Below are 20351 nucleotides of genomic sequence, written 5' to 3' on the forward strand. Positions count from 1 at the left end.
GCCCTCACGGGCCTGATATGAGAGCCACTGGCGGGTAGCATGAACCCAAGCAGGCAAAAAGACCTGCTGCGAACCCCTCACATCGCTGGTGGCGGTTGGTGCAGGAGTTTCCACACAGCCTAGGCCCATAGCGATGCGGGGAATGAGTATCCTGATATATCTACGTCTTCACTAAAGGTCTCGTTGCTTAATTCTGCATCTGCGAGTAGGTGAACATCTGCCAGAAAAAAACTGAACGAATAGTCTGGCATTTCTTCCGACCCGGATTGTGATCCGATCATGTAAAGTGGGTAGTCCGTCCGGCCTCTGAGTAACGACAGCAAGTCGGCTGTCGACTTCGACCAAGCGTTCCAACCCGCCGTTGACCCTTCCAAACGCGTGCGAGTCGCAGCAGTTCGAGCGGCCATGAATCGCTTTGACCATTCAAGTGTTGCTCCATTACCGGCTTGGTTACGGTATTTCATATTCCACTTTCTCTGGCCGATCAAAGCTGCACGCTCTTCCCAGAGTGCGGATGACCAAGGATTAAGGCTGACAAGTTCCGCAAAAATTTTCGAGTTAGGTGAAATTTTGACAACCATTGCGCGTCCTTGTTCAAAACCCCCAATGCTTTGTTGGGTCAGACACAATACATGAAAAAAGACCCTCGTGGAAGGTTTTCGACTAGCTGCCGCGAAGATCTGCAAAGTCTGCTGAGCCGACGCCCCCTACACCTCACACCACCAACCGCCCCGCTGCCACCCCGACCACCCGCGCGGTCACAATCTGCCCCTCCGGCTGATCCGTCGCAAAATCGACCTCGGTGAACTGCTCCGTCCGCCCCATCCGTGGCCCTTCCAGCAGCACCCGGTGGGTCACGCCCACCTGCGCCGCCAGATGGCGGGCTAGCGCCGCGTCGCCTGCGGCCCGCAGACGGGCGGCGCGGTCGCGGATCAGCGGGCCTTGCACCTGCGGCATGCGGGCGGCGGGGGTGCCCTTGCGGGGGCTGAAGGGGAACACATGCAGGAAGGTCAGCCCGCAATCCTCGACCAGTCGCAGCGAGTTTTCGAACATCTCTTCCGTCTCGGTCGGAAAACCGGCGATGATGTCGGCCCCGAACACCATGTCGGGGCGCAGCCGTAGCGCCTCCTCGCAGAACCGGATCGCATCGTCGCGCAGATGCCGCCGCTTCATGCGTTTCAGCGTCAGGTCATCGCCCGCCTGCAACGACAGGTGCAGATGCGGCATCAAACGGGCTTCGGTCGCAATCGCGCCCATCAAGGCCTCGTCCACCTCGATGGAATCAATCGACGATATCCGCAGCCGCGCCAGATCCGGCACCAGCCGCAGGATGCGCATCACCAGATCACCCAGCCGCGGCGTGGCAGGCAGGTCGGCCCCCCACGAGGTCAGATCAACCCCGGTCAGCACCACCTCGTTGAAGCCCTTGTCCACCAGCCGCCGGATCTGCTCCACCACCACGCCCGCAGGCACAGACCGCGAATTGCCACGGCCGTAAGGGATGATGCAGAAGGTGCAGCGGTGATCGCAGCCGTTCTGCACCTGCACATAGGCCCGGTGCCGCCCGAACCCGTCAATCAGATGCCCCGCCGTTTCCTTCACCGACAGGATGTCGTCCACCTGCACCCGCTCGGTGACGCCGATCAGGTCGGGGGCCTTGATCGCGGCCCAGGTCGCGGCCTGCATCTTTTCGGTGTTGCCGATCACCCGGTCAACCTCGGCCATCGCGGCAAAGGTTTCGGGTTCGGTCTGCGCCGCGCAGCCGGTGACGATGATCGTGGCATCGGGGTGTTCGCGGCGCAGGCGGCGGATTTCCTGTTTCGCCTTGCGCACCGCCTCGGCGGTCACGGCGCAGGTGTTGACCACCACGGCATTTTCCACGCCGGCAGCGGTGGAGAGTTCCTTCATCGCTTCCGTCTCATAGGCGTTCAGACGGCAGCCCAGTGTGGCAAAGACCGGAGCGTTCACGGATAGGCCGCCAGAAACGCAGGCGTCAGCCAGCCGTCAAACACATGCGCCACCGGCCCGGTCATCCAGACGCCATCGTCGCGCCAGTCGATCTCCAGCGCGCCGCCATCCATGTCCAGCACCACGCGCCGCCCGGTCAGGCCCCGCTGGTGCGCGGCCACCGCCACCGCACAGGCGCCCGATCCGCAGGCCAGCGTGATGCCCGCCCCCCGCTCCCACACCCGCAGGCGCAGCCTGTCAGGGGCGGTCAGCGACGCAAATTCCACATTCGTCGCCTGCGGGAACAGCGGGTCTACCTCATGCCCGCGCCCCACGCCCGCCAGATCGACAGCTTCCGCATCCGGCACGAAGAACACGCAATGCGGGTTGCCCATGCCCACCGCCACCGGATCGCCCGGCAGCGGCAGATGCAGCGTGTCCACCGCACGGGCCAGCGGCACATCGGCCCAGTCGGTCTGCGGCTGGCCCATGTTCACGCTGACCAGCCCGTCATCGCGCCGTAGGGCCGCCAGCGCGCCGCGCGCCGTCACCAGCGACACGGCACCCCTGCCCAGCACAGTCATCATGTAGTCAGACACGCAGCGCGTGGCATTGCCGCAGGCCCCGGCCCGCGACCCGTCGGAATTCCAGAAATCGAGGGCGAAATCGGCCTTATCCGAATCCCTGATCTCGGCCAGCTGGTCAAACCCCACGCCGCGGTTCCGGTCGCCAAGCGCCCGCGCCAGCGCAGGCGTCGTCACTGCCCCGCCCCCGCGCGAGTCGATCACTACAAAGTCGTTGCCCAGCCCATGCATTTTCATGAACCGAAGGCCGGAGGGCGCGCGCATATCCATCATGCCGGGCGATATACGCCCCCTTTTGCCTTTTTGCCAGAGGCCCGCGTTTTTCCGCGCTTTGGGCCTTGACCCCTCCGGCTTATGTTTCTACTTAGCGCACCTGTCGCAGCACCCTGACGGGTCCGGCGGCACGGCAGGATTTGCAAGATGGCAAAGCCTGACGGGATGGTGAGGGCGGGTAGCTCAGTGGTAGAGCAGCTGACTTTTAATCAGCGGGTCGCGGGTTCGATACCCGCCCCGCTCACCAACTTCCCAAAACACTGACATTGTTTGACAAAAACGGGCGCGTTGCGCCCGTTTTGTTTTGCCTCAAGGATGATGATACCCCTTGGCCCGCGCGCAAGGCGGGCCAAGGGGGTGCCGCGTCAGAACACAAGCGCCCGGTCGCCCGCCGCATCCCTGATCCGCGTCGGCAGGCCCATGCCGTTCAGCAGGTTGAGGAACGGTTTCGGGTCCAGATCCTCCACATTCACCATCCGGCCCACATCCCATGTGCCATCAGCGATCAGCAGCGCCGCCGCCACCGGCGGCAACCCGGCGGTATAGCTGATGCCCTGCGAGCCGGTTTCCTCGTAAGCCTCTTTGTGATCGGCGATGTTGTAGATGAACACCTCGGCCGCCGCACCATCCTTCACCCCGCGCACGATGTCGCCGATGCAGGTCTTGCCCACATAATCGGGCGCAAGGCTGGCCGGGTCGGGCAGCACCGCCTTCACCAGCTTCAGCGGCACAACCTCCAGCCCTTCGGCCGTCACCACCGGCTTTTCCGACAACAGGCCCAGATTCTTCAGCACCGTGAACACGTTGATGTAATGGTCGCCGAACCCCATCCAGAACCGCACATCGGCCTCAGGATAGGCGGCTGACAACGAATGCACCTCGTCGTGGCCGGTCAGATAGGCCTTTTGCGGGCCCACCACCGGCAGATCGAACACCTGACCCACCTCGAACATGGCGTTTTCCTGCCAGACACCGTTCTGCCAGGAATAAACCGTGCCGGTGAACTCGCGGAAATTGATCTCGGGGTCGAAATTGGTGGAAAACCAGCGGCCATGCGACCCGGCGTTGATATCCACGATGTCAATCGAATGAACGCGGTCAAGATGGTCATCCGCCGCCAGCCGGGCGTAGGCATTCACCACCCCGGGGTCGAACCCAACACCCAGAATGGCCGTCACACCCGCCTGCGCACACCGCTCACGCCGCTGCCATTCGTAATTGCCATACCACGGCGGCGTTTCGCAGATCTTCGCCGGGTCTTCGTGAATCGCCGTATCCAGATAGGCCACGCCGGTTTCAATGCAGGCTTCCAGCACAGTCATGTTCACGAAGCTTGACCCCACGTTGATGACGATCTGCGCCCCGGTATCGCGGATCAGCGCCGCCACGGCACCCGTATCCATCGCATCCACCGCATGCGCGGCAAAGACGCCGGGCACTTTCATGGCCCCTTTGCCCTGCACCGAGGCGATCACCGCCTCGCATTTCGCCAGCGTGCGGCTGGCGATGTGCAGATCGCCCAGCCGGTCATTCGCCTGCGCGCATTTATGCGCCACAACCTGCGCAACGCCACCGGCGCCGATAATCAGAACATTGCGTTTCATGTTGAACCGTCTCCTCAAGGGCGCAGCGGCCAACACGCGCTATCGCCGGGAAGGGCCCGGCATGCACCGGGCAGGGAAAACCTCAACCAAGGTTGGAGGCAAAATCGCCGTAGCCGAATTCGCGCGCCACGCGCAGCGAACCGTCGGTTTCACGGATCACGATGCTGGGCATCTTCACCCCGTTGAACCAGTTCTTCTTGACCATCGTATAGCCCGCCGCATCGGCAAAGGACAAACGATCCCCCACCCGCAACGGTTCCGGAAAACCGAACTCGCCAAAGATATCGCCCGCAAGGCAGGACTTGCCGCAGACCATCACGCGGTGCGGCCCGTCCGTCTCCATCCGCGCTGCAAGCCGGTAGATCAGCAGATCCAGCATATGCGCCTCGACTGATGCATCGACGATGGCCAGTGTCTTGCCATTGTCCAGAATATCCAGCACCGAAACCTCAAGGCTGGCCGCACCGGTGATCGCCGCTTCGCCCGGTTCCAGATAGACCTGCACGCCATGCCGTTCGGCAAAGGCCTTCAGCCGCGCCGCCAGCGCCTCCAGCGGATAGCCATCGCCGGTGAAATGGATGCCGCCGCCAAGGCTGACCCATTGCACCTGCCCCAACAGGTTGCCGAACCGGTTCTCGATATCGGTCAACTGCCGGTCAAACAGCGCGAAGTCGCCATTCTCGCAATTGTAGTGGATCATGAAACCGGAAATCTGGTGGATCACGGCGGCGATCTTTTCGCTGTCCCACTCGCCCAGACGGCTGAAGGGCCGCGCCGGGTCGGCCAGATCAAACCCCGAGGTGGAAATGCCGGGGTTCAGCCGCAGCCCCACCGCGATGCCCGCCGCCCGGTCGCCATAGCGTTCCAGCTGGCCGATCGAGTTGAAGATGATCTTGTCGGCGTAACCCACCGCCTCGTCCACCTCGTCATCCGCCCAAGCCACCGAATAGGCATGGGTTTCCTTGCCGAATTTCTCGCGCCCCAGCCGCAGTTCATACAGGCTGCTGGATGTCGTGCCATCCATATGGTCACGCATCGCATCGAACGCGGGCCAGGTGGCAAAGCATTTCAGCGCCAGCAGCGCCTTGGCCCCCGACAATTCGCGCAGCCGTGCGACCACCGCCATGTTGCGGCCAAGCGCGGCCATGTCGATCAGGTAGTAGGGTGTCTGGATCATCACGAACCCCCGGGTCAAACAGGAAACAGGGGCTATAAGACGCCCCCCCTTGGGCTGCAAGCCTTTTGCCCACCCCCTGTAACGCCAGCGTGACAGGGGCAGCGGACCCGCGATTCGGCCAATTGGTTAATCATACCGGGGGTGGCAGAGGCATTTGCATGGGTTGTGCATGGGAATCATACCGTTATCACACCATGAAATCTCAATGATTCCGATGCTTTAATCCGCAGATCGCCCAGCCGTCACACCATGCGGATCACATCCTTGCCCACCGCCAGCATATAGCCGCGGCGCGCGATGGTTTTCACCAGCAACTCGCTGACCAGTTGGTTGCCCAGGGCATCGCGCAGGCGTTTCACCCGGGTGGCCCCCGCCGCCTCGTCACAATCCGCCGCATCCCGGCCCGAAATCACGCCCTCGATCTGCGCGCCGGTCAGCACGTCGTCATCCATCCGCGCCTCGGCCAGCACCGACAGCGTTTCTATCGCCGCCTCGGTCAGGGTGAACTCCATGTCGTTGATATAGACTGCCCGGCTTTCGCGGCTGATGAGCAGGCTGGCCACCTGAATCCCCGACCGCTGGATCGCCGAAATCCGCCGGTTCAGCGCGATGATGGCGACCAGCAGCACCAGCGACGCCACCAGCAAGGCGGTAGAAAACACCAGAAGAACAAAGATCACAACGCGGTAGCTGGCCAGCACATCCGAAAAAGACGTGCCGGATTGTGCCAGTATCTCCAGCAGCCTGATCTCGGCCCCAGAACGCAGGTCGTTGTTTTCAATGAAAATCCGCTCCACCCGCGCGTTGAACGCGTTGGCGTCGGGCAGGTTCAGGAACAGGAAGATTGCCGCCCCCAGCAGGATCAGCACGATGGCCGCGATGCCGCCGGCGACCACGCGGTTGCCCGCGCGGAACGCCTCAGAAGCGGAGGTAGAAATCTCCGGCACTCGCTTTCCTTTCATCCAGACCCTCGGGGCCGAAGGTGGACACGACGTTCAGCAATGTCCATCCCGCGCGTTGCAGCCTCGGCGCAAGAACGCCAGAGGCGGCACCCGGGTTGCAGGCATTGTCGGGCACTTCGGCCACGCCATAATGCAGGCGCAGGGGGCCATCCTGCTTGGCCTTGTAATCGGCGAAACAGGCGGCATGGGCGGGCGCGGCAAGGGCCAGCGCCAGCAAGACGGCGGCGGGGATGGCACGGGGATTCATGGGCTGCTCCTGTTCCTCTTGTTGCTGTGCATCCTGCTCTGCCACCGCGTGATATTCAATATCGCAAGGGGTTTAGCCGGGCTGTTATCGCCTAGCAGCCCCGGCCGGGCAGGCTGTTATCGCTTGTCCCGGGCCCGATATTGCCTGTCTGGCGGCAGGGCGGCCAGGGTTGCCCTATTGAAGCCCGGTGCGGTGGTCGCCCCGGACATCCCCGCCAACAGGAGCCCGCCATGACCCACAGCGCCCCGCAAGAACTGCCCCGCAAATCCCTGTTCCGCCGCCTTACCGCCACGCTGACCGCCGCCGCCATGGCCTTGGCACTGACGGGTGCCAGCGCCGCGCCAGCCCGCGCGGATGGCGAGGATGTGGCCAAGATCATCGCAGGCATCGCCGCGCTGGCGATCATCGCCAAGGCCATCGACAACAAGAACGACCGCAAGGACAAACCTGTCGCCGTCACGCCCACCCACCCCAAACCCCCGCATTGGGGCCATGATCGCCCCCGCCACGACCCGCCGCGCTATGGCCGCCCCCACCATGACGATGACCGCTATGGCAACCACCGGCCCGACCGCCCGCGCTATGACCGGCCCCGCCACGACATCCGCTCTCCCGAGCTGCCGCGCTCCTGCGCGCTGGAGTTGCGCACCCGTCAGGGCCAAACCGCCACCGTCTATTCCGCCCGCTGCCTTGACCGTGAGGGGTTCAGCCACCGCCTGCCGCGCCAATGCGCCTCTGACTACAGCATCCGGGGCCGCACCGACCGGGTGTATGACGCCCGTTGTCTGGTGAGTGCCGGGTTCCGCACCCGCCGGGGCTGAACCCCGGGGTTTCCGGGTGTGGCTTGCCCCCACACCACGCCCGGCCGGGGGGCAGAAGGGTGAGCAGCTTCTGTCCCCCACTATTTTGCACCACGATGTCAGGTGCTTGACGCGCCGCCCCCTGTGCCGGGGCGGCGTTTCGCTGTGCGCCCTTTCCTTTGGCCGCGCGATGCGCTTCCCTGCCGCCATGAAACGCCCGCCCGCCGCCGCCCCCAATTTCACCCATGAGGCCGCCGCCATTGCGCGCGGCCATCTTTGCATTGCCGGGGTGGACGAGGTGGGGCGCGGCCCCTTGGCCGGGCCCGTCACCGCCTGCGCCGTGCGTCTGACCGCCGGTCGCATTCCCCCCGGCCTGAACGACAGCAAGGCGCTGAGCGCGGCGCGGCGGCAGGTTCTTTACCATTCCATCCTAGAGATGGCCGAGGTTTCGGTCGCCCATGCCTCGGTCGAGGAGATTGACCGCCTGAATATCCTGCGCGCCAGCCATCTGGCGATGGAACGGGCGCTGGCGGGCCTGCCGCAGCGGCCCGATTTCGCGCTGATCGACGGCAACCTTCTGCCGCGCGGTCTGGCCTGCCAAGGGCTCGCCATCGTCAAGGGCGATGCGCGCTGCCTGTCGATCGCCGCCGCGTCGATTGTCGCCAAGGTGGCACGCGATGCGCTGATGGTGGATTTGGCGCAACAGCATCCGGGCTATGGCTGGCATCGGAACGCCGGTTATCCGACCAAAGATCACCTCGCCGCGCTGTCAAATCTTGGTGTGACCCCTCACCATAGGCGTTCGTTCCGTCCCGTCTACAACATCTTGTATCAAGATGTTTCTCTAACCCCTTGATTCAATAAAGAATTTGACGGCGAATCACCAATGACTCATCCTGTATCCCAACACAACGGCGCAAAGCCGGGGGACAGAGGCAGCCATGGCGACAAAGACACTTGCACGCGAAGCGGTAACGCTGCCCGTGAACCAGATACTTGCAGGCGACTGCATCGAGGTGATGAACGGCCTGCCAGAGGCCAGCATCGACCTGATCTTCGCCGATCCGCCCTATAACCTGCAATTGCGGGGCGATCTGCACCGGCCCGACAATTCCAAGGTCGATGCGGTGAACGACCACTGGGATCAGTTCGCCAGCTTTGCCGCCTATGACCGCTTTACCCGCGACTGGCTGGCGGCGGCGCGGCGGCTGCTGAAACCCAATGGCGCGATCTGGGTGATCGGCAGCTATCACAACATCTTTCGCGTGGGCGCGGCCTTGCAGGATCAGGGCTTCTGGCTGTTGAACGATGTGGTGTGGCGCAAATCCAACCCTATGCCGAATTTCAAGGGCAAGCGGCTGACCAACGCCCATGAAACCCTGATCTGGGCGTCCAAGGACGAGGCCAGCAAATACACCTTCAACTACGAGGCGCTGAAGGCGCTGAACGAGGGCATCCAGATGCGGTCTGACTGGGTGCTGCCGATCTGCACCGGGCATGAGCGCATCAAGGATGCGGCGGGCGACAAGGCGCATCCGACGCAGAAACCCGAAAGCCTGCTGCACCGGGTCATCCTGGCCACCACCAACCCTGGCGATGTGGTGCTGGACCCGTTCTTTGGCACCGGCACCACGGGGGCGGTGGCCAAGATGCTGGGCCGAGATTTCATCGGGATCGAGCGGGAAGAGGCTTACCGCGCCGTCGCGACCGAGCGGATGGAGCGTGTGCGCCGCTATGACGCCTCGGCGCTGGAGGTGACGGGGTCGAAACGGGCCGAGCCGCGCGTGCCCTTTGGCCAGGTGGTCGAACGCGGCATGCTGCGCCCGGGGGAAGAGCTGTTTTCCATCGGCAACCGGCACAAGGCCAAGGTCCGCGCCGATGGCACGCTGATCGGCAATGACGTGAAGGGGTCCATCCACCAAGTTGGTGCGCATCTGGAAGGCGCGCCAAGCTGCAACGGCTGGACCTACTGGCATTTCAAGCGCGACGGAAAGCTTATTTCCATCGACATCCTGCGCCAGCAGATCCGGGCCGAGATGGACGACGCGCGCCCGCATTAATCCCTATTCCCGCACAACAGAACCGCCTGTGCCGCATTCCCTATATGCGGCACCACTGCCCCGCCGTGCCTGCACGGCGGGGTCTTTTGCCTTCATCGCAGGGTGTTGGCCTGCTCAGGCCGCCCCGCGCGGCAGCGCATTCAGCGCCTTGTTATAGGGTTGCCAGTCGGTCACATCGGGGTAATAGCGTTTGCGCCACTCCCGGACGCGCCGGTTCATCACCCGCCGCCAGACCGGTGGCACCATGGCAATTGCCGCCATCAAAGGGTAGCCGAAGGGCAGTTGCGGCGCGTCATCCTCGCCAAAGGTCTGCAACAAGGGAAAGCGGCGGTCGGGCTTGTAATGGTGGTCGGAATGGCGTTGCAGGTTGATGAGAAACCAGTTTGACGCCCTATGCGCCGCATTCCACGAATGGCGCGGCAACACATGCTCATACCGCCCCTCGCCCAGGTGCCGCCGGGTCAGGCCGTAATGTTCGATGTAGTTCACGATTTCCAGTTGCCATACCGCAATGAACGCCTGCCATAGGAACAGTGCCAGCCCCTGCCAGCCGCCCAGTGCCAAGGCCAGAGCCAGCATTCCGCCCTGCAACGCGGCATAGCGCCAGAACGGGTTGTCGCGCGACCACATGGTCAGCCCCTTGCGGGCCAGCAGCGCCTTTTCAGCGCGCCAGGCCGAGGGCGGGCAATCGCGCAGCACCCGCCAGAAATAGCGGTGGAACCCCTCGTTATACCGCGCCGTCACCGGGTCGCGCGGGGTGCCGACGTAAAGGTGATGCACGCGCAGATGTTCGGAGCGGAAATGGCTGTAAAGCACCATGGCCAGCAGCAGGTCGGCCAGCCACCGCTCTGCCCGGTTCTTCTGGTGCATCAGCTCATGCGCATAGACGATGCCCACCGCCCCCGAAATCACGCCCACCCCGAAGAACAGCACCGCCTTTTCCCAGACCGCCAGATGATCGGTGCCGGCCACATACCAGATCAGGCCGAACGTGATGGCGAATTGCAGCGGAAACCAGACCAGCGTGATCAGACGATACCAGAACAGATCGGCCTCGGGCGTGTCGGGGTCGGCATTGTCGGTGTTCAGACCGACGATCAGGTCCAGCACATCGAACAGCACCCAAGTGAACAGCGGCAGCAGGAACACCGTCCAGCCGCCATGCACCGCCCCCACCACCGCCAGCGGCACGGTGCCCAGCGACAGCCAGAACGGCAATGCGTTCCGAAGGTTCAGCGAGATGGGGCGGGTTGTCATCGGGCGCTCCTGCGCAGGGCGGCTGGGGCAAAGGTATCGCAGGCGCAGCCATTGCTCAATCGTGTCATGTTGCCCCATGCACAAGGTCATGGGCCTTGCGCATGACCGTGGGCAGATCGGCGGGGCGAAAGGCCCCGGGCGTGATGAACCGGCCCCGGTCAGGGCGCGCATCGGGACCGACATCGGCGCGCATCACCACCAGCCGCAGGTGAAAATGGCTGAAGGTGTGGCGCACCTCGCCCGTCACCTCGTGCCAGTCGGCGGCCAGAGGGGGGGCATCGCTGCCGGATGTCCGGTCCCATGCCGTGCCGGGCCAGCCCAGCATGCCGCCCAGCATGCCCGCCTCGGTCCGCGTTTCCAGCAGGAACGCGCCATCGCTGCGCCGGGCGATCCAGACCGTGCCGTGGCGGGTTGGCGTCACCGCCTTTGGCGTCTTGCGCGGAAGGTCGGCCTGCACCCCCTCGGCCCGCGCCACGCAGGGGCCGGACCAGGGGCAGATGCCGCAGGCGGGGTTGCGGGGGGTGCAGATCGTGGCCCCCAGATCCATCACCGCCTGGGCATAATCACCGGGCCGCCGGTCTGGGGTCAGCGCCGCCGCCAGCGCCGTCAGCGCGGGCTTGGCCGCAGGCAGCGGCTGTTCCACCCCGTGCAGCCGGGCCATCACCCGTTCCACATTGCCATCCACCACCACCGCAGGCGCGTCAAACGCGATGGAGGCCACCGCCGCCGCCGTATAGGGCCCCACGCCGGGCAGGGTCAGCAAGCCCGCCACCGTATCAGGGAAATGCCCGCCATGATCGGCCACCACCGCCCGTGCGCCTTTCAGCAGGTTGCGGGCGCGGGCATAGTAACCAAGCCCCGCCCATTCGGCCATGACATCGGCATCCGCCGCCGACGCCAGTGCCGCCACATCCGGCCAGCGCGCGGTGAAGCGGTGGAAGTAATCGCGCACCGCCGCCACCGTGGTCTGTTGCAACATCACCTCTGACAGCCAGACGCGGTAGGGATCAGGCCGCACCCCCGCCGCGCGGTCAGCCGGGGCCACGCGCCACGGCATCACCCGGGCATGCCGGTCATACCAGGCCAGCAACACATCGCTCAGCCCCTCTGTCGCCACATCAAACCTGCCCATGTCACGCAATCTTTATGCCCCCGGGCCTGCCATTCCACTGGCGCGCCGCGCACCACCGTCTAGAATAGGGTGGTGAACAGGAATGAACAGATGACCCGTGCGCCCGGCCCTTCTGCCCCGCCGAAACTCACCCGCCGGATGCGCGGGTTCGAGGCGGCATCGGGGCTGGTGGCCGACCGCATCCGCAGCGCCGGCGAAAAACGCGGCTTTGCGGTGACGCGCCTCTTGACCCAGTGGGAGGCGATCGTGGGCCGCGATCTGGCCGCGATGACCCGCCCGGTGAAGATCGGCTATGGGCGCGAAGGGCTGGGGGCCACGCTGACCCTGCTGGTCGCCGCAGCCCATGCGCCCGAGGTGCAGATGCAACTGCCGCGACTGCGGGAAAAGGTGAACGCCTGCTACGGCTATGCCGCGATTTCACGCATCAGCCTGACACAGACCGCCCCGGCAGGCTTTGCCGAAGGTAGGGCCGAATTTCTGGCCGCACCTCCGGCCCCCAAACCGCTGGACCCGGTGGTGCAGGCCCGCGCCAGCGCCGTGGCCGAAGGCGCAAAGGACGAAGGCCTGCGGGCGGCGCTTGAAACCCTTGCGCAAAACTTCCTTGCCCGCGCGAAAACCTGAAAAATCTGAATGATGAGGCACGATATGGCGAAGAAACTTGGTCTTGCGGCGCTTGCGCTGGTGGTGGCGGGCGGTCTGGGGCTGTGGGCCTTCGGCGGCGCGGGCGTGCAGACGGCGGGGCAAAGCCTGCTGCCGGTGACGGCGGCGATGGCGCAGGAAACCGGCTCAGCCCCGGCCGAAGCCCCAGCCGAAACCCCGGTGGTGCCCGATATGGTGATGGGCAATGCCGATGCAAAAGTGACCCTGACGGAATATGCCAGCTACACCTGCCCGCATTGCGCCACCTTCCACGCCAGCGTGTTCAAGCAGGTGAAGGCCGAATACATCGACACCGGCAAGGTGAAATTCGTGCTGCGCGAAGTGTATTTCGACCGTTACGGCCTTTGGGCCGCGATGGTGGCGCGCTGCGGCGGCGAGATGCGCTATTTCGGCATCTCCGACATCCTGTTCAATACCCAGCAGGAATGGGCCGCCTCGGATGATGCGATGACTGTGGTGGAAAACCTGCGCAAGATCGGCCGCACGGCGGGCATGGATGATGCAACGCTGAACGCCTGTCTGGAGGATGGGGCCATGGCGCAGGCGCTTGTGACCACCTATCAGGCCAATGCCGAGGCTGATGACGTGCAGTCCACGCCGACCCTGCTGGTAAATGGCGAAAAGCATGGCAACATGAGCTATGAAGAGCTGAAAACCATCCTGGACGCCGCGCTGGAAGGCTGATCGCGCAACCCCCGCCGGGGGAGCCGCCCTCCGCCCCGTCGAGGGGCATCGGGCGGCCCTGCCGGGGAAAGACCTTCCGGTGCGGCACCGCGGGTGGCGTTGCAGGTTTCCTGCGGAGGTATTTCCGCCAAGTTGACAGAGCGGCCTAAAGGCCGATGGACGCCAGCGCCGCGTTTAGTGGGGCCTTGTCGTGCAGTTCAAGGCGCACCGGCAGGGTCAGCACCTTGCTGCGGAATGCGGCGGGCAGGCGCACGGCGTCTTTTTCGGTGGTGACAAGCTGCGCGCCCAAGCTATGCGCCTCAACCTCCAGCCGGTGCAACAGGGCAGGGGTCAGCGGCTGGTGATCTTCCAGCGGTTGCGCGCGGGCCAGTTCGGCCCCTGCCGCGCGCAGGGTGGCAAAGAACTTCTCGGGGTGGCCGATGCCCGCAAAGGCCAGCACGCGCAGCCCCTGCCAATCCATCCCCATGGGCAGCGGGGCAAGATGGCCGGTCAGATGCGGCAGCGTCAGGAACCGCTGCCAGGCCGCCGCAAACCCCGCCTGGGCCGCCTCGTCACCGATCGACAGCAGCAGGTCGGCACGCGCCAGCCCGGTGGCCACGGGTTCGCGCAGCGGCCCGGCGGGCAAGCATCGCCCGTTGCCAAAGCCCCGGGCGGCATCCACCACCACGATGGACAGCGATTTGTGCACCGAGGGGTTCTGGAAACCGTCATCCAGCAGGATCACCTGTGCGCCCGCCGCCTCGGCCGCCCGCACGCCTGCGGCGCGGTCGCGCGCCACCCAGGCGGGGGTGAAGGCGGCCAGCAGCAAGGGCTCATCGCCCACATCCGCGGCGGAATGGCGGGCCGGATCGACCCGCAGCGGGCCGGGCAGCCGCCCGCCATAGCCGCGCGAAACGACATGCGCCGTGATGCGCCGGGCGGCAAGATGCTGCACCAGCGCAATGGCGGTGGGGGTCTTGCCCGTGCCGCCCGCATTGATGTTGCCGATGCAGATCACCGGAACCCCGGCGGCATGGCCGGGCCGGCGCAGGCGCTGCGCCGTGCCAGCGGCGTAAAGCGCGCCAAGCGGGGCCAGCAGGCGGGCGGCCAGTGCGGGCCGGTCGGGCGGGGTGAACCAGAACCGGGGGGCGGGCATCAGCGCCGCTCGTCCAACAGGCGGCAGATCAGCGCGATCACCCGGTCTGTCACCTCGGCCCCGTCCGAGGCCACGACCCAGGCCTGCTGGGCCAGCCGCGCCGCGCGGTCGGGCGCCAGCAGATCTGACAGCGCCTCGGCCAGTTCGGCGCCAGAGGCCACTGCAACCGCCGCACGCGCGCCATGCAGCCGCGCCAGCCCCGCGCCATGGGCCCCCGATTTCGGGCCATGGATCAGGGCTGATCCAAGCGCAGCACCTTCCATCGGGTCGCGCTGGCAGCCGCTGGCCGACAGGCTGCCGCCCAGATACGTGACCGGGGCCAGCCGATACCACAGCCCCAGTTCAGCCGCGTTTTCAACGATGTAAACCTCGGTTTCGGGGTCGGGTTCTTCATCGGACGCGCGGCAGGCCACTGTCCAGCCCTGTTCGGCCTGCATGCGTTCGGCCAGGGGACGGGTGCGGGCCGGGTCGTGTGGCACCACGATCAGCAACAGGCGATGTGCCAGCCGCAGGGCGGCGCGGTGGGCGGCGATCACCGCGTCTTCCTCGGCCTCGGGCAAGCAGGCGGCCAGCCAGACCGGGCGCGTGGCCAGCAGGCGGGCCAGAGCGGCGCGTTCGGCCTCGGTGCAGGGCAGGGCGGCGCTGCGCTCTTCCATGCGGCCTGCGACCTTGACCGCGCTCAGCAGCCCGCCAGCCCGGCGGAAGGCGCGGGCCGCCGGCTCGTCCAGCGTGAGAATATGGCTGAACTGGCCCAGCAGACCACGCATCAGCCCCGGCCACCAACCATCGCGCCCGCGCAGGAAATGCGGGGCGCGGCCATCGACCAGCATCAGATCGACACCGCGTTCATGGGCCTCGTGCAGCAAGGCGGGGCGCAGCTCGCCTTCGGCAAAGACGCCGATTTCGGGGTGCCAATGGTCCAGAAACGCGCGCACCTCGGCCTGGGTTTCGGGGGGCGGGGGCTGCCAGATCAGGCCGGGCAGGGGGGGGCAGGGCTCGGGGCAAGTGACCAGCACGGGGTGGCCCTCTTCGGCGGCCAGGCGCGCGCCCAGTTCGGCCAGCGGCCGGGCGGCATCGACCCCCGGCGCATGCAGCCACAAAAGCCGACCCGCAGGCCGTGCGGGGCGCGGGCCGGAGGGCGAGGCCTCGCGCCGGGCGGCGAGGTGGTAAAGCGTGAGGCCAAGCGAATATGCCATGCGGAACCGGGGTTTACGCCCCCAGCTCTTCGGTCGCAGACCCCGGTGTGGATTCGTCCCGCAGCCGGTGGATATGGGCGATGTAATAGCGCATGTGGGCGTCATCGACGGTGCGCTGGGCCTCGGCCTTCCATGCGGAAAAGGCGGTGGCATAGTCGGGGAACATGCCCACGATATGCAGGGCTTTCACATCCTTGAACACGTTCTTTGACGGGCTGACAAGTTCGCCGCCGAAAACGAGGTGCAGGCGCTGGGTCATGGGGGAGGTCTCCTGTGCGCGGGGGATTGCGGTGTGGGGATTCGGGGGCACCCTAGTGGATGCGGGGCAGGGGGCCAAGAAGCGGCGGATTTGCGCGTATGAAAACCATGCACGGGCGATGCACAAGGGATGCAGAGGCGAATGTTGCCCACAAGGTGATGTTTTCCGCGCCATCGCCGCACCCGGCGGGCATCTGCATATTCGCCTTGGCCCGTCAGGCCGGGTTTGCGGGGTGCTGCGCATGCCTTTGCGATCCGGTTGTGGTGTGTGGCGCGGCGGCAAAGCAAGCACGCTTGAACCGCACCGGTGCGGGTATCGGGCACTGGCCTGTGCCACGGGCACGCTAGACGCTATACATCCGGGACTTTTGCTGTATAAGGCCCGCTTGGCTCCGACGTTCCGGGGCGGCGGGCAGGGAGGCCCGGCCGCGAAGGGGAATGGCGCCGCTCACCGGGCACCGATGCGCGCCCCCTTCTTAGGCAGAAGACATGACAGATATGGATATTGCGGCCCCGCTGGCAGCGGCGCTTGCCGCCAAGGGCTATGAATCGCTGACCCCGGTGCAATCCGCGGTGCTGGCCCCGGAAACGCAGGGCCGTGACCTCTTGGTGTCGGCACAAACCGGCTCGGGCAAGACGGTGGCCTTTGGCATCGCCATGGCGCAGGAACTGCTGGAAGGCGCCGACCGCCTGCTGTTTGCCGATGTGCCGATGGCGCTGATCATCGCCCCCACCCGCGAACTGGCGCTGCAGGTGGCGCGGGAGCTTGACTGGCTTTATGCCGAAACCGGCGCGATCATTGCAACCTGCGTGGGCGGCATGGATTACCGCACCGAAAAGCGGTCTCTGGACCGTGGCGCGCATATCGTTGTGGGCACACCGGGGCGGTTGCGCGACCATATCGAGCGGAAATCGCTGGATCTGTCGGGTCTGCGCGTGGCGGTGCTGGACGAGGCGGACGAGATGCTGGATCTGGGTTTCCGCGAGGATCTGGAGTTCATCCTGCAAGCGGCCCCCGACACCCGCCGCACGCTGATGTTTTCGGCCACTGTGCCCAAGGCCATCGCCGAACTGGCCAAGGATTTCCAGAATGATGCGCTGCGCCTGCAAACGGCAGGCGAGGCGAAACAGCATGTGGATATCGAGTATCGCGCGCTGAATGTGTCGGCCCGCGACCGCGAGCATGCGATCTTCAACCTGCTGCGGTTCTACGAGGCGCGCACCGCGATCGTGTTCTGCAAGACGCGGGTGAACGTGAATCACCTGCTGGCGCGGATGGGCAACCGGGGTTTTCAGGTGGTGGCGCTTTCGGGCGAGCTGAGCCAGCAGGAGCGGACCCATGCGTTGCAGTCGCTGCGCGACGGGCGGGCCAAGGTGTGCATCGCGACCGACGTTGCCGCGCGGGGCATCGACCTGCCGGGGCTGGATCTGGTGATTCACGCCGATCTGCCATCCAATTCCGAAACGCTGCTGCACCGGTCGGGGCGCACCGGCCGGGCCGGGTCGAAGGGCGTGTCGGCGCTGATCGTGCCGCCGGCCGAATTCCGCAAGGCGCAGCGGCTGTTGCAGGGGGCCAAGGTGGTGGCCGAATGGGCCAAGGCCCCGTCTGCCGATGAGGTGCGTGCGAAAGACGATATGCGCATTCTGGAACACCCCGCCCTGCTGGCCCCGGCGGGCGACGATGCGGCGATGGCGCAGACATTGCTGGACAATTTCGGGCCGGAGCAGGCCGCTGCCGCTTTCATCCGGCTGTGGCGCGAGGGGCGGTCAGCGCCTGAGGAACTGCATGACGCCGTGGCCGGTGCCGCGCCCGCCCCGCGTGAACGGGCGGAGTTTGGCGAATCGGTCTGGTATACGCTGTCGGTGGGCCGTTCCGGCCGGGCCGAGGCGCGCTGGCTTTTGCCGAAAATCTGCGATGCGGGCGGCATCACCAAGAACGAGATCGGCGCCATCCGCGTGCAGGAGGATGTGACCTATGTGCAGATCGGCAAATCGGTGGCAGGCAAGTTCGGCGGCGGGATGGATATCGAGTCCGGCGTGACGATGCTGCGGATGGAGGGCGAGCCTTCGCTTGACCGGCCGGAGCGCAGCCCGGCGGCGCCACGCGCACCGCGTGCCGCAGCCCCGCGCCCGCTGCGCGACGATGATGCGCCGCGCAAGGAATATGCGCCACGGTCGGCCCGCGAGGATGCCGCACCGTGCCCGGTGCGCGCCGACAAGCCCGCCTATGTGCCCAAAGCGCCCCGCGTGGTCGAGGATGATGCGGCCCCGCGCAAGGTATGGACGCCCGATGATGCCACGGCCCCGGCCGAGGCTCCGCACCGCCCGGCCCCCCGGCGTGAGGATGCGGCCCCCAGGCCCTATGCCAAACGCGAGGATGCGGCACCGCGCAAACCCTATGCCAAGCGTGAAGACAGCGCGGCCCGTCCCTATGTCAAGCGCGAGGATGGCCCGGCGAAGCCCTATGCAAAGCGCGCCGATGCGGGGGCGAAACCCTATGCCCCGCGCGAGGATGGCGCGAAAAAGCCCTATGTGAAGCGCGATGATGCGGCCAAACCCTATGCCCCGCGCGAAGACGCCGACCGCAAGCCGCGCGCCAAGCAGGGCGAAAAGCCTGCGCCGAAATCGGCGGGGTTCAAGTCGCATGGCGGGGGAGAGGGCAAGCCCGGCAAGGCCGCCGGCTTCAAATCGCATGCGTCCGAAGGCAAGACATTCGGCAAGCCCGCCTTCGGCAAGGCCAAGCCCGCCGCCGCGCCGAAGGATGCCAAGGATACCAGCAAACGCTTCGTGCCGCCGCGCAAGCCCAAGGCGTGATCTTGACCCGACCGGCGGAGCGATCCGTCGGTCAGTTTTCCTCGAAGATAACGGCAAGACCGGCTCTAGGACTTTGGGTCGCGCCCTTGGCCGGTCATCCGCTTGATTGCCGACAGATGCGCCGCATCCGCCGCCAGCGCATCGCGGGCCAACAGGGCCGCCTCTGTCAGCAGCAGTTCGGGTGGCACCAGCCTTTCGACAAGCCCCCAGACCAGCGCCTCATCCGCCGTGACCTTTGCGCCCGCCAGCAGGATGGCCTTCGTGCGTGCCGGGCCGGTCAGGGCGCGCAGCCGGGCCACATCCGATGGTTGCGGCAGAAAGCCCAGCCGCATGACGGGGTAGAAAAACGCGGCCCCCGGCACGGCGAGGCGCAGGTCGCAGGCCAGTGCCACGCCCATGGCCCCGCCCGCGACTGTGCCGTTCAGCGCGCAGATGGTCAGGCAGGGCAGGGCGGCGATGGCCCCCGACAGCCGTTCCCAGACCGGATCGGTGGCAAGGCCCGCGCGTGCCTCCTCCAGATCCGCACCGGCGGAAAACACCCGGCCCGCGCCGGTCAGGATCAGGGCCTTTGCACCGCCCTTGGCCGCCCCGGCCACCGCCGATTCCAGATCCGCCAGCATCGCCGGGGTCAGGGCATTGGCCTTTTCGGGCCGGTTCAGGGTGATGGTCCAGAGCGGGCCATCCTGCGCCACCGCTATCATGCGATCAGGCCGATGCGGCGGCGGATGGCCTCGTCACGCAACGAGATTTCCTGCCCCAGAAAGCCATTGGCATCGCTGCTGCACATCCACAGCAGGGCGCGGGCGGGCCAGTCGGCGGGGATATGCGCGGCCCAGTCCAGCTTGCTGACCGCGTTCACGCCGCTGTCCTTGATGCGGGCCTGCATGTCGGTGGCCACGGTGCCCGGCGACAGTCCCATGATGCGCAGGCCGCGCGCCGCCTGTTCCAGACAGGCGGCCTTGGTCAGCATCGCCGCCCCGGCCTTGGACGCGCAATAGGCGCTCCACCCCTCCAGCGCGTTATGGGCGGCGCCGGAACTGACGGTGATGATGGTTCCCCCTGCCCCCATATGCGGCAGGGCGGCGCGCAACCCGTGGAACACGCCCTTGAGGTTCACGTCGATGGCGCGGCCCCATTCCGCCGGATCGGCGGCGTCGATGCGCGCGATGGGGTCGATCACGCCCGCATTGTTTATCAGCACATCCAGCCGCCCGGCGCGGTCAAGGATGGAGGCCACCGCGGCCTCGGTTGCGGCCCAGTCGGCCACGTCGCAGGGCAGCGCGAACGCCCCGCCCCCCAGTTCCGCCGCCAGCGCGCCGGTGGCATCGGTGCCGCGCGCCAGCAGCGCCACGGTCGCCCCCGCTTGCGCAAACACCCGCGCCGCCGCAGCCCCTATGCCCCGGCTGGCCCCGGTGATCGCCACCACCTTGCCCTGCATGTCTGCCTGATACATCACCGTCTCCTTCGCTGGCCGCCGGTGCGGCGGGTGCTTTCACAATCGTGACAACCCCTGTTAGCCGATTGCGCCGACCCACGGAATCCCTTGACCCTTTCCGGCCCC

General features: G+C 66.1%; 20 protein-coding genes and 1 tRNA gene. 7 read left to right on the forward strand and 14 right to left on the reverse strand.

The window, feature by feature from the left end; translation table 11 throughout:
* Window positions 1-119: 119 nt before the first annotated feature.
* The 3 genes from GEU84_RS18180 to dapF all read right to left on the reverse strand — a co-directional run bounded on the left by GEU84_RS18180 (window position 120) and on the right by dapF (window position 2804).
* Complete coding sequence (locus GEU84_RS18180) at window positions 120-581, reverse strand: hypothetical protein (RefSeq protein ID WP_152825161.1); 462 nt, start codon at window positions 579-581, stop codon at window positions 120-122.
* A gap of 133 nt (window positions 582-714) precedes the next feature.
* Window positions 715-1968 (reverse strand): tRNA (N(6)-L-threonylcarbamoyladenosine(37)-C(2))-methylthiotransferase MtaB, encoded by a 1254-nt coding sequence (mtaB, locus tag GEU84_RS18185; protein WP_174539984.1) that lies wholly within the window; start codon window positions 1966-1968, stop codon window positions 715-717.
* Window positions 1965-2804 (reverse strand): diaminopimelate epimerase, encoded by an 840-nt coding sequence (gene dapF, locus GEU84_RS18190; RefSeq protein WP_152825166.1) that lies wholly within the window; start codon window positions 2802-2804, stop codon window positions 1965-1967. Before dapF ends, mtaB begins: the two co-directional genes overlap by 4 nt.
* A 172-nt stretch (window positions 2805-2976) precedes the next feature.
* Between dapF and GEU84_RS18195 the strand changes: the two genes are divergently transcribed.
* Window positions 2977-3051, forward strand: a tRNA-Lys gene (locus GEU84_RS18195).
* A gap of 118 nt (window positions 3052-3169) precedes the next feature.
* On the opposite strand, the gene GEU84_RS18200 is transcribed toward GEU84_RS18195, so the two are convergent.
* The 4 genes from GEU84_RS18200 to GEU84_RS18215 form a co-directional block, all read right to left on the reverse strand.
* Entirely contained in the window at window positions 3170-4408 is a 1239-nt protein-coding gene (locus GEU84_RS18200; protein ID WP_152825167.1) for a saccharopine dehydrogenase family protein, read from the reverse strand.
* A gap of 82 nt (window positions 4409-4490) precedes the next feature.
* Entirely contained in the window at window positions 4491-5585 is a 1095-nt protein-coding gene (locus GEU84_RS18205; RefSeq protein ID WP_152825169.1) for a carboxynorspermidine decarboxylase, read from the reverse strand.
* A gap of 242 nt (window positions 5586-5827) precedes the next feature.
* Entirely contained in the window at window positions 5828-6547 is a 720-nt protein-coding gene (locus GEU84_RS18210; RefSeq protein ID WP_152825171.1) for a winged helix-turn-helix domain-containing protein, read from the reverse strand.
* Complete coding sequence (locus GEU84_RS18215) at window positions 6504-6794, reverse strand: hypothetical protein (protein ID WP_152825173.1); 291 nt, start codon at window positions 6792-6794, stop codon at window positions 6504-6506. The genes GEU84_RS18210 and GEU84_RS18215 overlap by 44 nt, the downstream gene beginning before the upstream one ends.
* A gap of 230 nt (window positions 6795-7024) precedes the next feature.
* Here GEU84_RS18215 and GEU84_RS18220 point away from each other — a divergent pair, with 230 nt between their 5' ends.
* From GEU84_RS18220 to GEU84_RS18230, 3 genes are all read left to right on the forward strand, one after another.
* Complete coding sequence (locus GEU84_RS18220; protein WP_152825175.1) at window positions 7025-7615, forward strand: hypothetical protein; 591 nt, start codon at window positions 7025-7027, stop codon at window positions 7613-7615.
* 187 nt (window positions 7616-7802) lie between these two features.
* Window positions 7803-8450, forward strand: a complete 648-nt coding sequence (locus tag GEU84_RS18225; protein WP_152825765.1) for a ribonuclease HII — start codon at window positions 7803-7805, stop codon at window positions 8448-8450.
* 85 nt (window positions 8451-8535) lie between these two features.
* Window positions 8536-9654: a site-specific DNA-methyltransferase gene (locus tag GEU84_RS18230; protein WP_152825177.1), complete on the forward strand. Its 1119-nt coding sequence runs from the start codon at window positions 8536-8538 to the stop codon at window positions 9652-9654.
* Window positions 9655-9768: 114 nt separating this feature from the next.
* Here GEU84_RS18230 and GEU84_RS18235 read toward each other — a convergent pair whose 3' ends face one another.
* Window positions 9769-10911: an alkane 1-monooxygenase gene (locus GEU84_RS18235; RefSeq protein WP_152825179.1), complete on the reverse strand. Its 1143-nt coding sequence runs from the start codon at window positions 10909-10911 to the stop codon at window positions 9769-9771.
* 64 nt (window positions 10912-10975) lie between these two features.
* Window positions 10976-12043 carry an A/G-specific adenine glycosylase gene (locus GEU84_RS18240; RefSeq protein ID WP_152825180.1) on the reverse strand — a complete coding sequence of 356 codons (1068 nt, stop codon included), beginning with the start codon at window positions 12041-12043 and terminating at the stop codon, window positions 10976-10978.
* Window positions 12044-12133: 90 nt separating this feature from the next.
* On the opposite strand from GEU84_RS18240, the gene GEU84_RS18245 reads away from it, so the two are divergent.
* Together GEU84_RS18245 and GEU84_RS18250 are read left to right on the forward strand one after the other, a co-directional pair.
* Window positions 12134-12664: a DUF721 domain-containing protein gene (locus tag GEU84_RS18245; protein WP_152825182.1), complete on the forward strand. Its 531-nt coding sequence runs from the start codon at window positions 12134-12136 to the stop codon at window positions 12662-12664.
* A 24-nt stretch (window positions 12665-12688) separates the two neighbouring features.
* A complete protein-coding gene (locus GEU84_RS18250) occupies window positions 12689-13387 on the forward strand; it encodes a DsbA family protein (protein WP_152825184.1) in 699 nt (232 codons plus the stop codon).
* A gap of 145 nt (window positions 13388-13532) precedes the next feature.
* Here GEU84_RS18250 and lpxK read toward each other — a convergent pair whose 3' ends face one another.
* Genes lpxK through GEU84_RS18265 form a run of 3 tightly spaced genes read right to left on the reverse strand, consistent with a single transcriptional unit; the run spans window position 13533 to window position 15977 of the window.
* On the reverse strand, window positions 13533-14522 hold the full coding sequence (lpxK, locus tag GEU84_RS18255) for a tetraacyldisaccharide 4'-kinase (protein WP_152825186.1): 990 nt from the start codon (window positions 14520-14522) through the stop codon (window positions 13533-13535).
* A complete protein-coding gene (locus GEU84_RS18260) occupies window positions 14522-15718 on the reverse strand; it encodes a 3-deoxy-D-manno-octulosonic acid transferase (protein ID WP_152825188.1) in 1197 nt (398 codons plus the stop codon). Before GEU84_RS18260 ends, lpxK begins: the two co-directional genes overlap by 1 nt.
* Window positions 15719-15731: 13 nt before the next feature.
* Window positions 15732-15977, reverse strand: a complete 246-nt coding sequence (locus GEU84_RS18265) for a DUF4170 domain-containing protein (RefSeq protein WP_152825190.1) — start codon at window positions 15975-15977, stop codon at window positions 15732-15734.
* Between the two features lie 488 nt (window positions 15978-16465).
* Here GEU84_RS18265 and GEU84_RS18270 point away from each other — a divergent pair, with 488 nt between their 5' ends.
* Window positions 16466-18790 (forward strand): DEAD/DEAH box helicase, encoded by a 2325-nt coding sequence (locus GEU84_RS18270; protein WP_152825191.1) that lies wholly within the window; start codon window positions 16466-16468, stop codon window positions 18788-18790.
* A 65-nt stretch (window positions 18791-18855) separates the two neighbouring features.
* Here GEU84_RS18270 and GEU84_RS18275 read toward each other — a convergent pair whose 3' ends face one another.
* Window positions 18856-19491, reverse strand: coding sequence for an enoyl-CoA hydratase/isomerase family protein (locus GEU84_RS18275; protein WP_152825193.1), 636 nt, complete (start codon window positions 19489-19491; stop codon window positions 18856-18858).
* Window positions 19488-20243 carry an SDR family oxidoreductase gene (locus tag GEU84_RS18280; RefSeq protein WP_241427762.1) on the reverse strand — a complete coding sequence of 252 codons (756 nt, stop codon included), beginning with the start codon at window positions 20241-20243 and terminating at the stop codon, window positions 19488-19490. Before GEU84_RS18280 ends, GEU84_RS18275 begins: the two co-directional genes overlap by 4 nt.
* Window positions 20244-20351: the final 108 nt, after the last annotated feature.

This window comes from Fertoeibacter niger, from assembly GCF_009380135.2.
Taxonomy (GTDB): domain Bacteria; phylum Pseudomonadota; class Alphaproteobacteria; order Rhodobacterales; family Rhodobacteraceae; genus Fertoeibacter; species Fertoeibacter niger.

Excerpts from the sequence above, each read along its gene's own strand:
- GEU84_RS18210 (WP_152825171.1), bottom strand. The coding sequence starts at position 6,547 with ATGAAAGGAAAGCGAGTGCCGGAGATTTCTACCTCCGCTTCTGAGGCG.
- GEU84_RS18180 (WP_152825161.1), bottom strand. The coding sequence starts at position 581 with ATGGTTGTCAAAATTTCACCTAACTCGAAAATTTTTGCGGAACTTGTC.
- GEU84_RS18225 (WP_152825765.1), top strand. The coding sequence starts at position 7,803 with ATGAAACGCCCGCCCGCCGCCGCCCCCAATTTCACCCATGAGGCCGCC.
- GEU84_RS18205 (WP_152825169.1), bottom strand. The coding sequence starts at position 5,585 with ATGATCCAGACACCCTACTACCTGATCGACATGGCCGCGCTTGGCCGC.
- lpxK (WP_152825186.1), bottom strand. The coding sequence starts at position 14,522 with ATGCCCGCCCCCCGGTTCTGGTTCACCCCGCCCGACCGGCCCGCACTG.
- GEU84_RS18250 (WP_152825184.1), top strand. The coding sequence starts at position 12,689 with ATGGCGAAGAAACTTGGTCTTGCGGCGCTTGCGCTGGTGGTGGCGGGC.
- dapF (WP_152825166.1), bottom strand. The coding sequence starts at position 2,804 with ATGATGGATATGCGCGCGCCCTCCGGCCTTCGGTTCATGAAAATGCAT.
- GEU84_RS18245 (WP_152825182.1), top strand. The coding sequence starts at position 12,134 with ATGACCCGTGCGCCCGGCCCTTCTGCCCCGCCGAAACTCACCCGCCGG.
- GEU84_RS18240 (WP_152825180.1), bottom strand. The coding sequence starts at position 12,043 with ATGGGCAGGTTTGATGTGGCGACAGAGGGGCTGAGCGATGTGTTGCTG.
- GEU84_RS18220 (WP_152825175.1), top strand. The coding sequence starts at position 7,025 with ATGACCCACAGCGCCCCGCAAGAACTGCCCCGCAAATCCCTGTTCCGC.
- GEU84_RS18200 (WP_152825167.1), bottom strand. The coding sequence starts at position 4,408 with ATGAAACGCAATGTTCTGATTATCGGCGCCGGTGGCGTTGCGCAGGTT.
- GEU84_RS18270 (WP_152825191.1), top strand. The coding sequence starts at position 16,466 with ATGACAGATATGGATATTGCGGCCCCGCTGGCAGCGGCGCTTGCCGCC.
- GEU84_RS18230 (WP_152825177.1), top strand. The coding sequence starts at position 8,536 with ATGGCGACAAAGACACTTGCACGCGAAGCGGTAACGCTGCCCGTGAAC.
- GEU84_RS18235 (WP_152825179.1), bottom strand. The coding sequence starts at position 10,911 with ATGACAACCCGCCCCATCTCGCTGAACCTTCGGAACGCATTGCCGTTC.
- GEU84_RS18260 (WP_152825188.1), bottom strand. The coding sequence starts at position 15,718 with ATGGCATATTCGCTTGGCCTCACGCTTTACCACCTCGCCGCCCGGCGC.
- GEU84_RS18275 (WP_152825193.1), bottom strand. The coding sequence starts at position 19,491 with ATGATAGCGGTGGCGCAGGATGGCCCGCTCTGGACCATCACCCTGAAC.
- GEU84_RS18280 (WP_241427762.1), bottom strand. The coding sequence starts at position 20,243 with ATGTATCAGGCAGACATGCAGGGCAAGGTGGTGGCGATCACCGGGGCC.
- GEU84_RS18265 (WP_152825190.1), bottom strand. The coding sequence starts at position 15,977 with ATGACCCAGCGCCTGCACCTCGTTTTCGGCGGCGAACTTGTCAGCCCG.
- GEU84_RS18215 (WP_152825173.1), bottom strand. The coding sequence starts at position 6,794 with ATGAATCCCCGTGCCATCCCCGCCGCCGTCTTGCTGGCGCTGGCCCTT.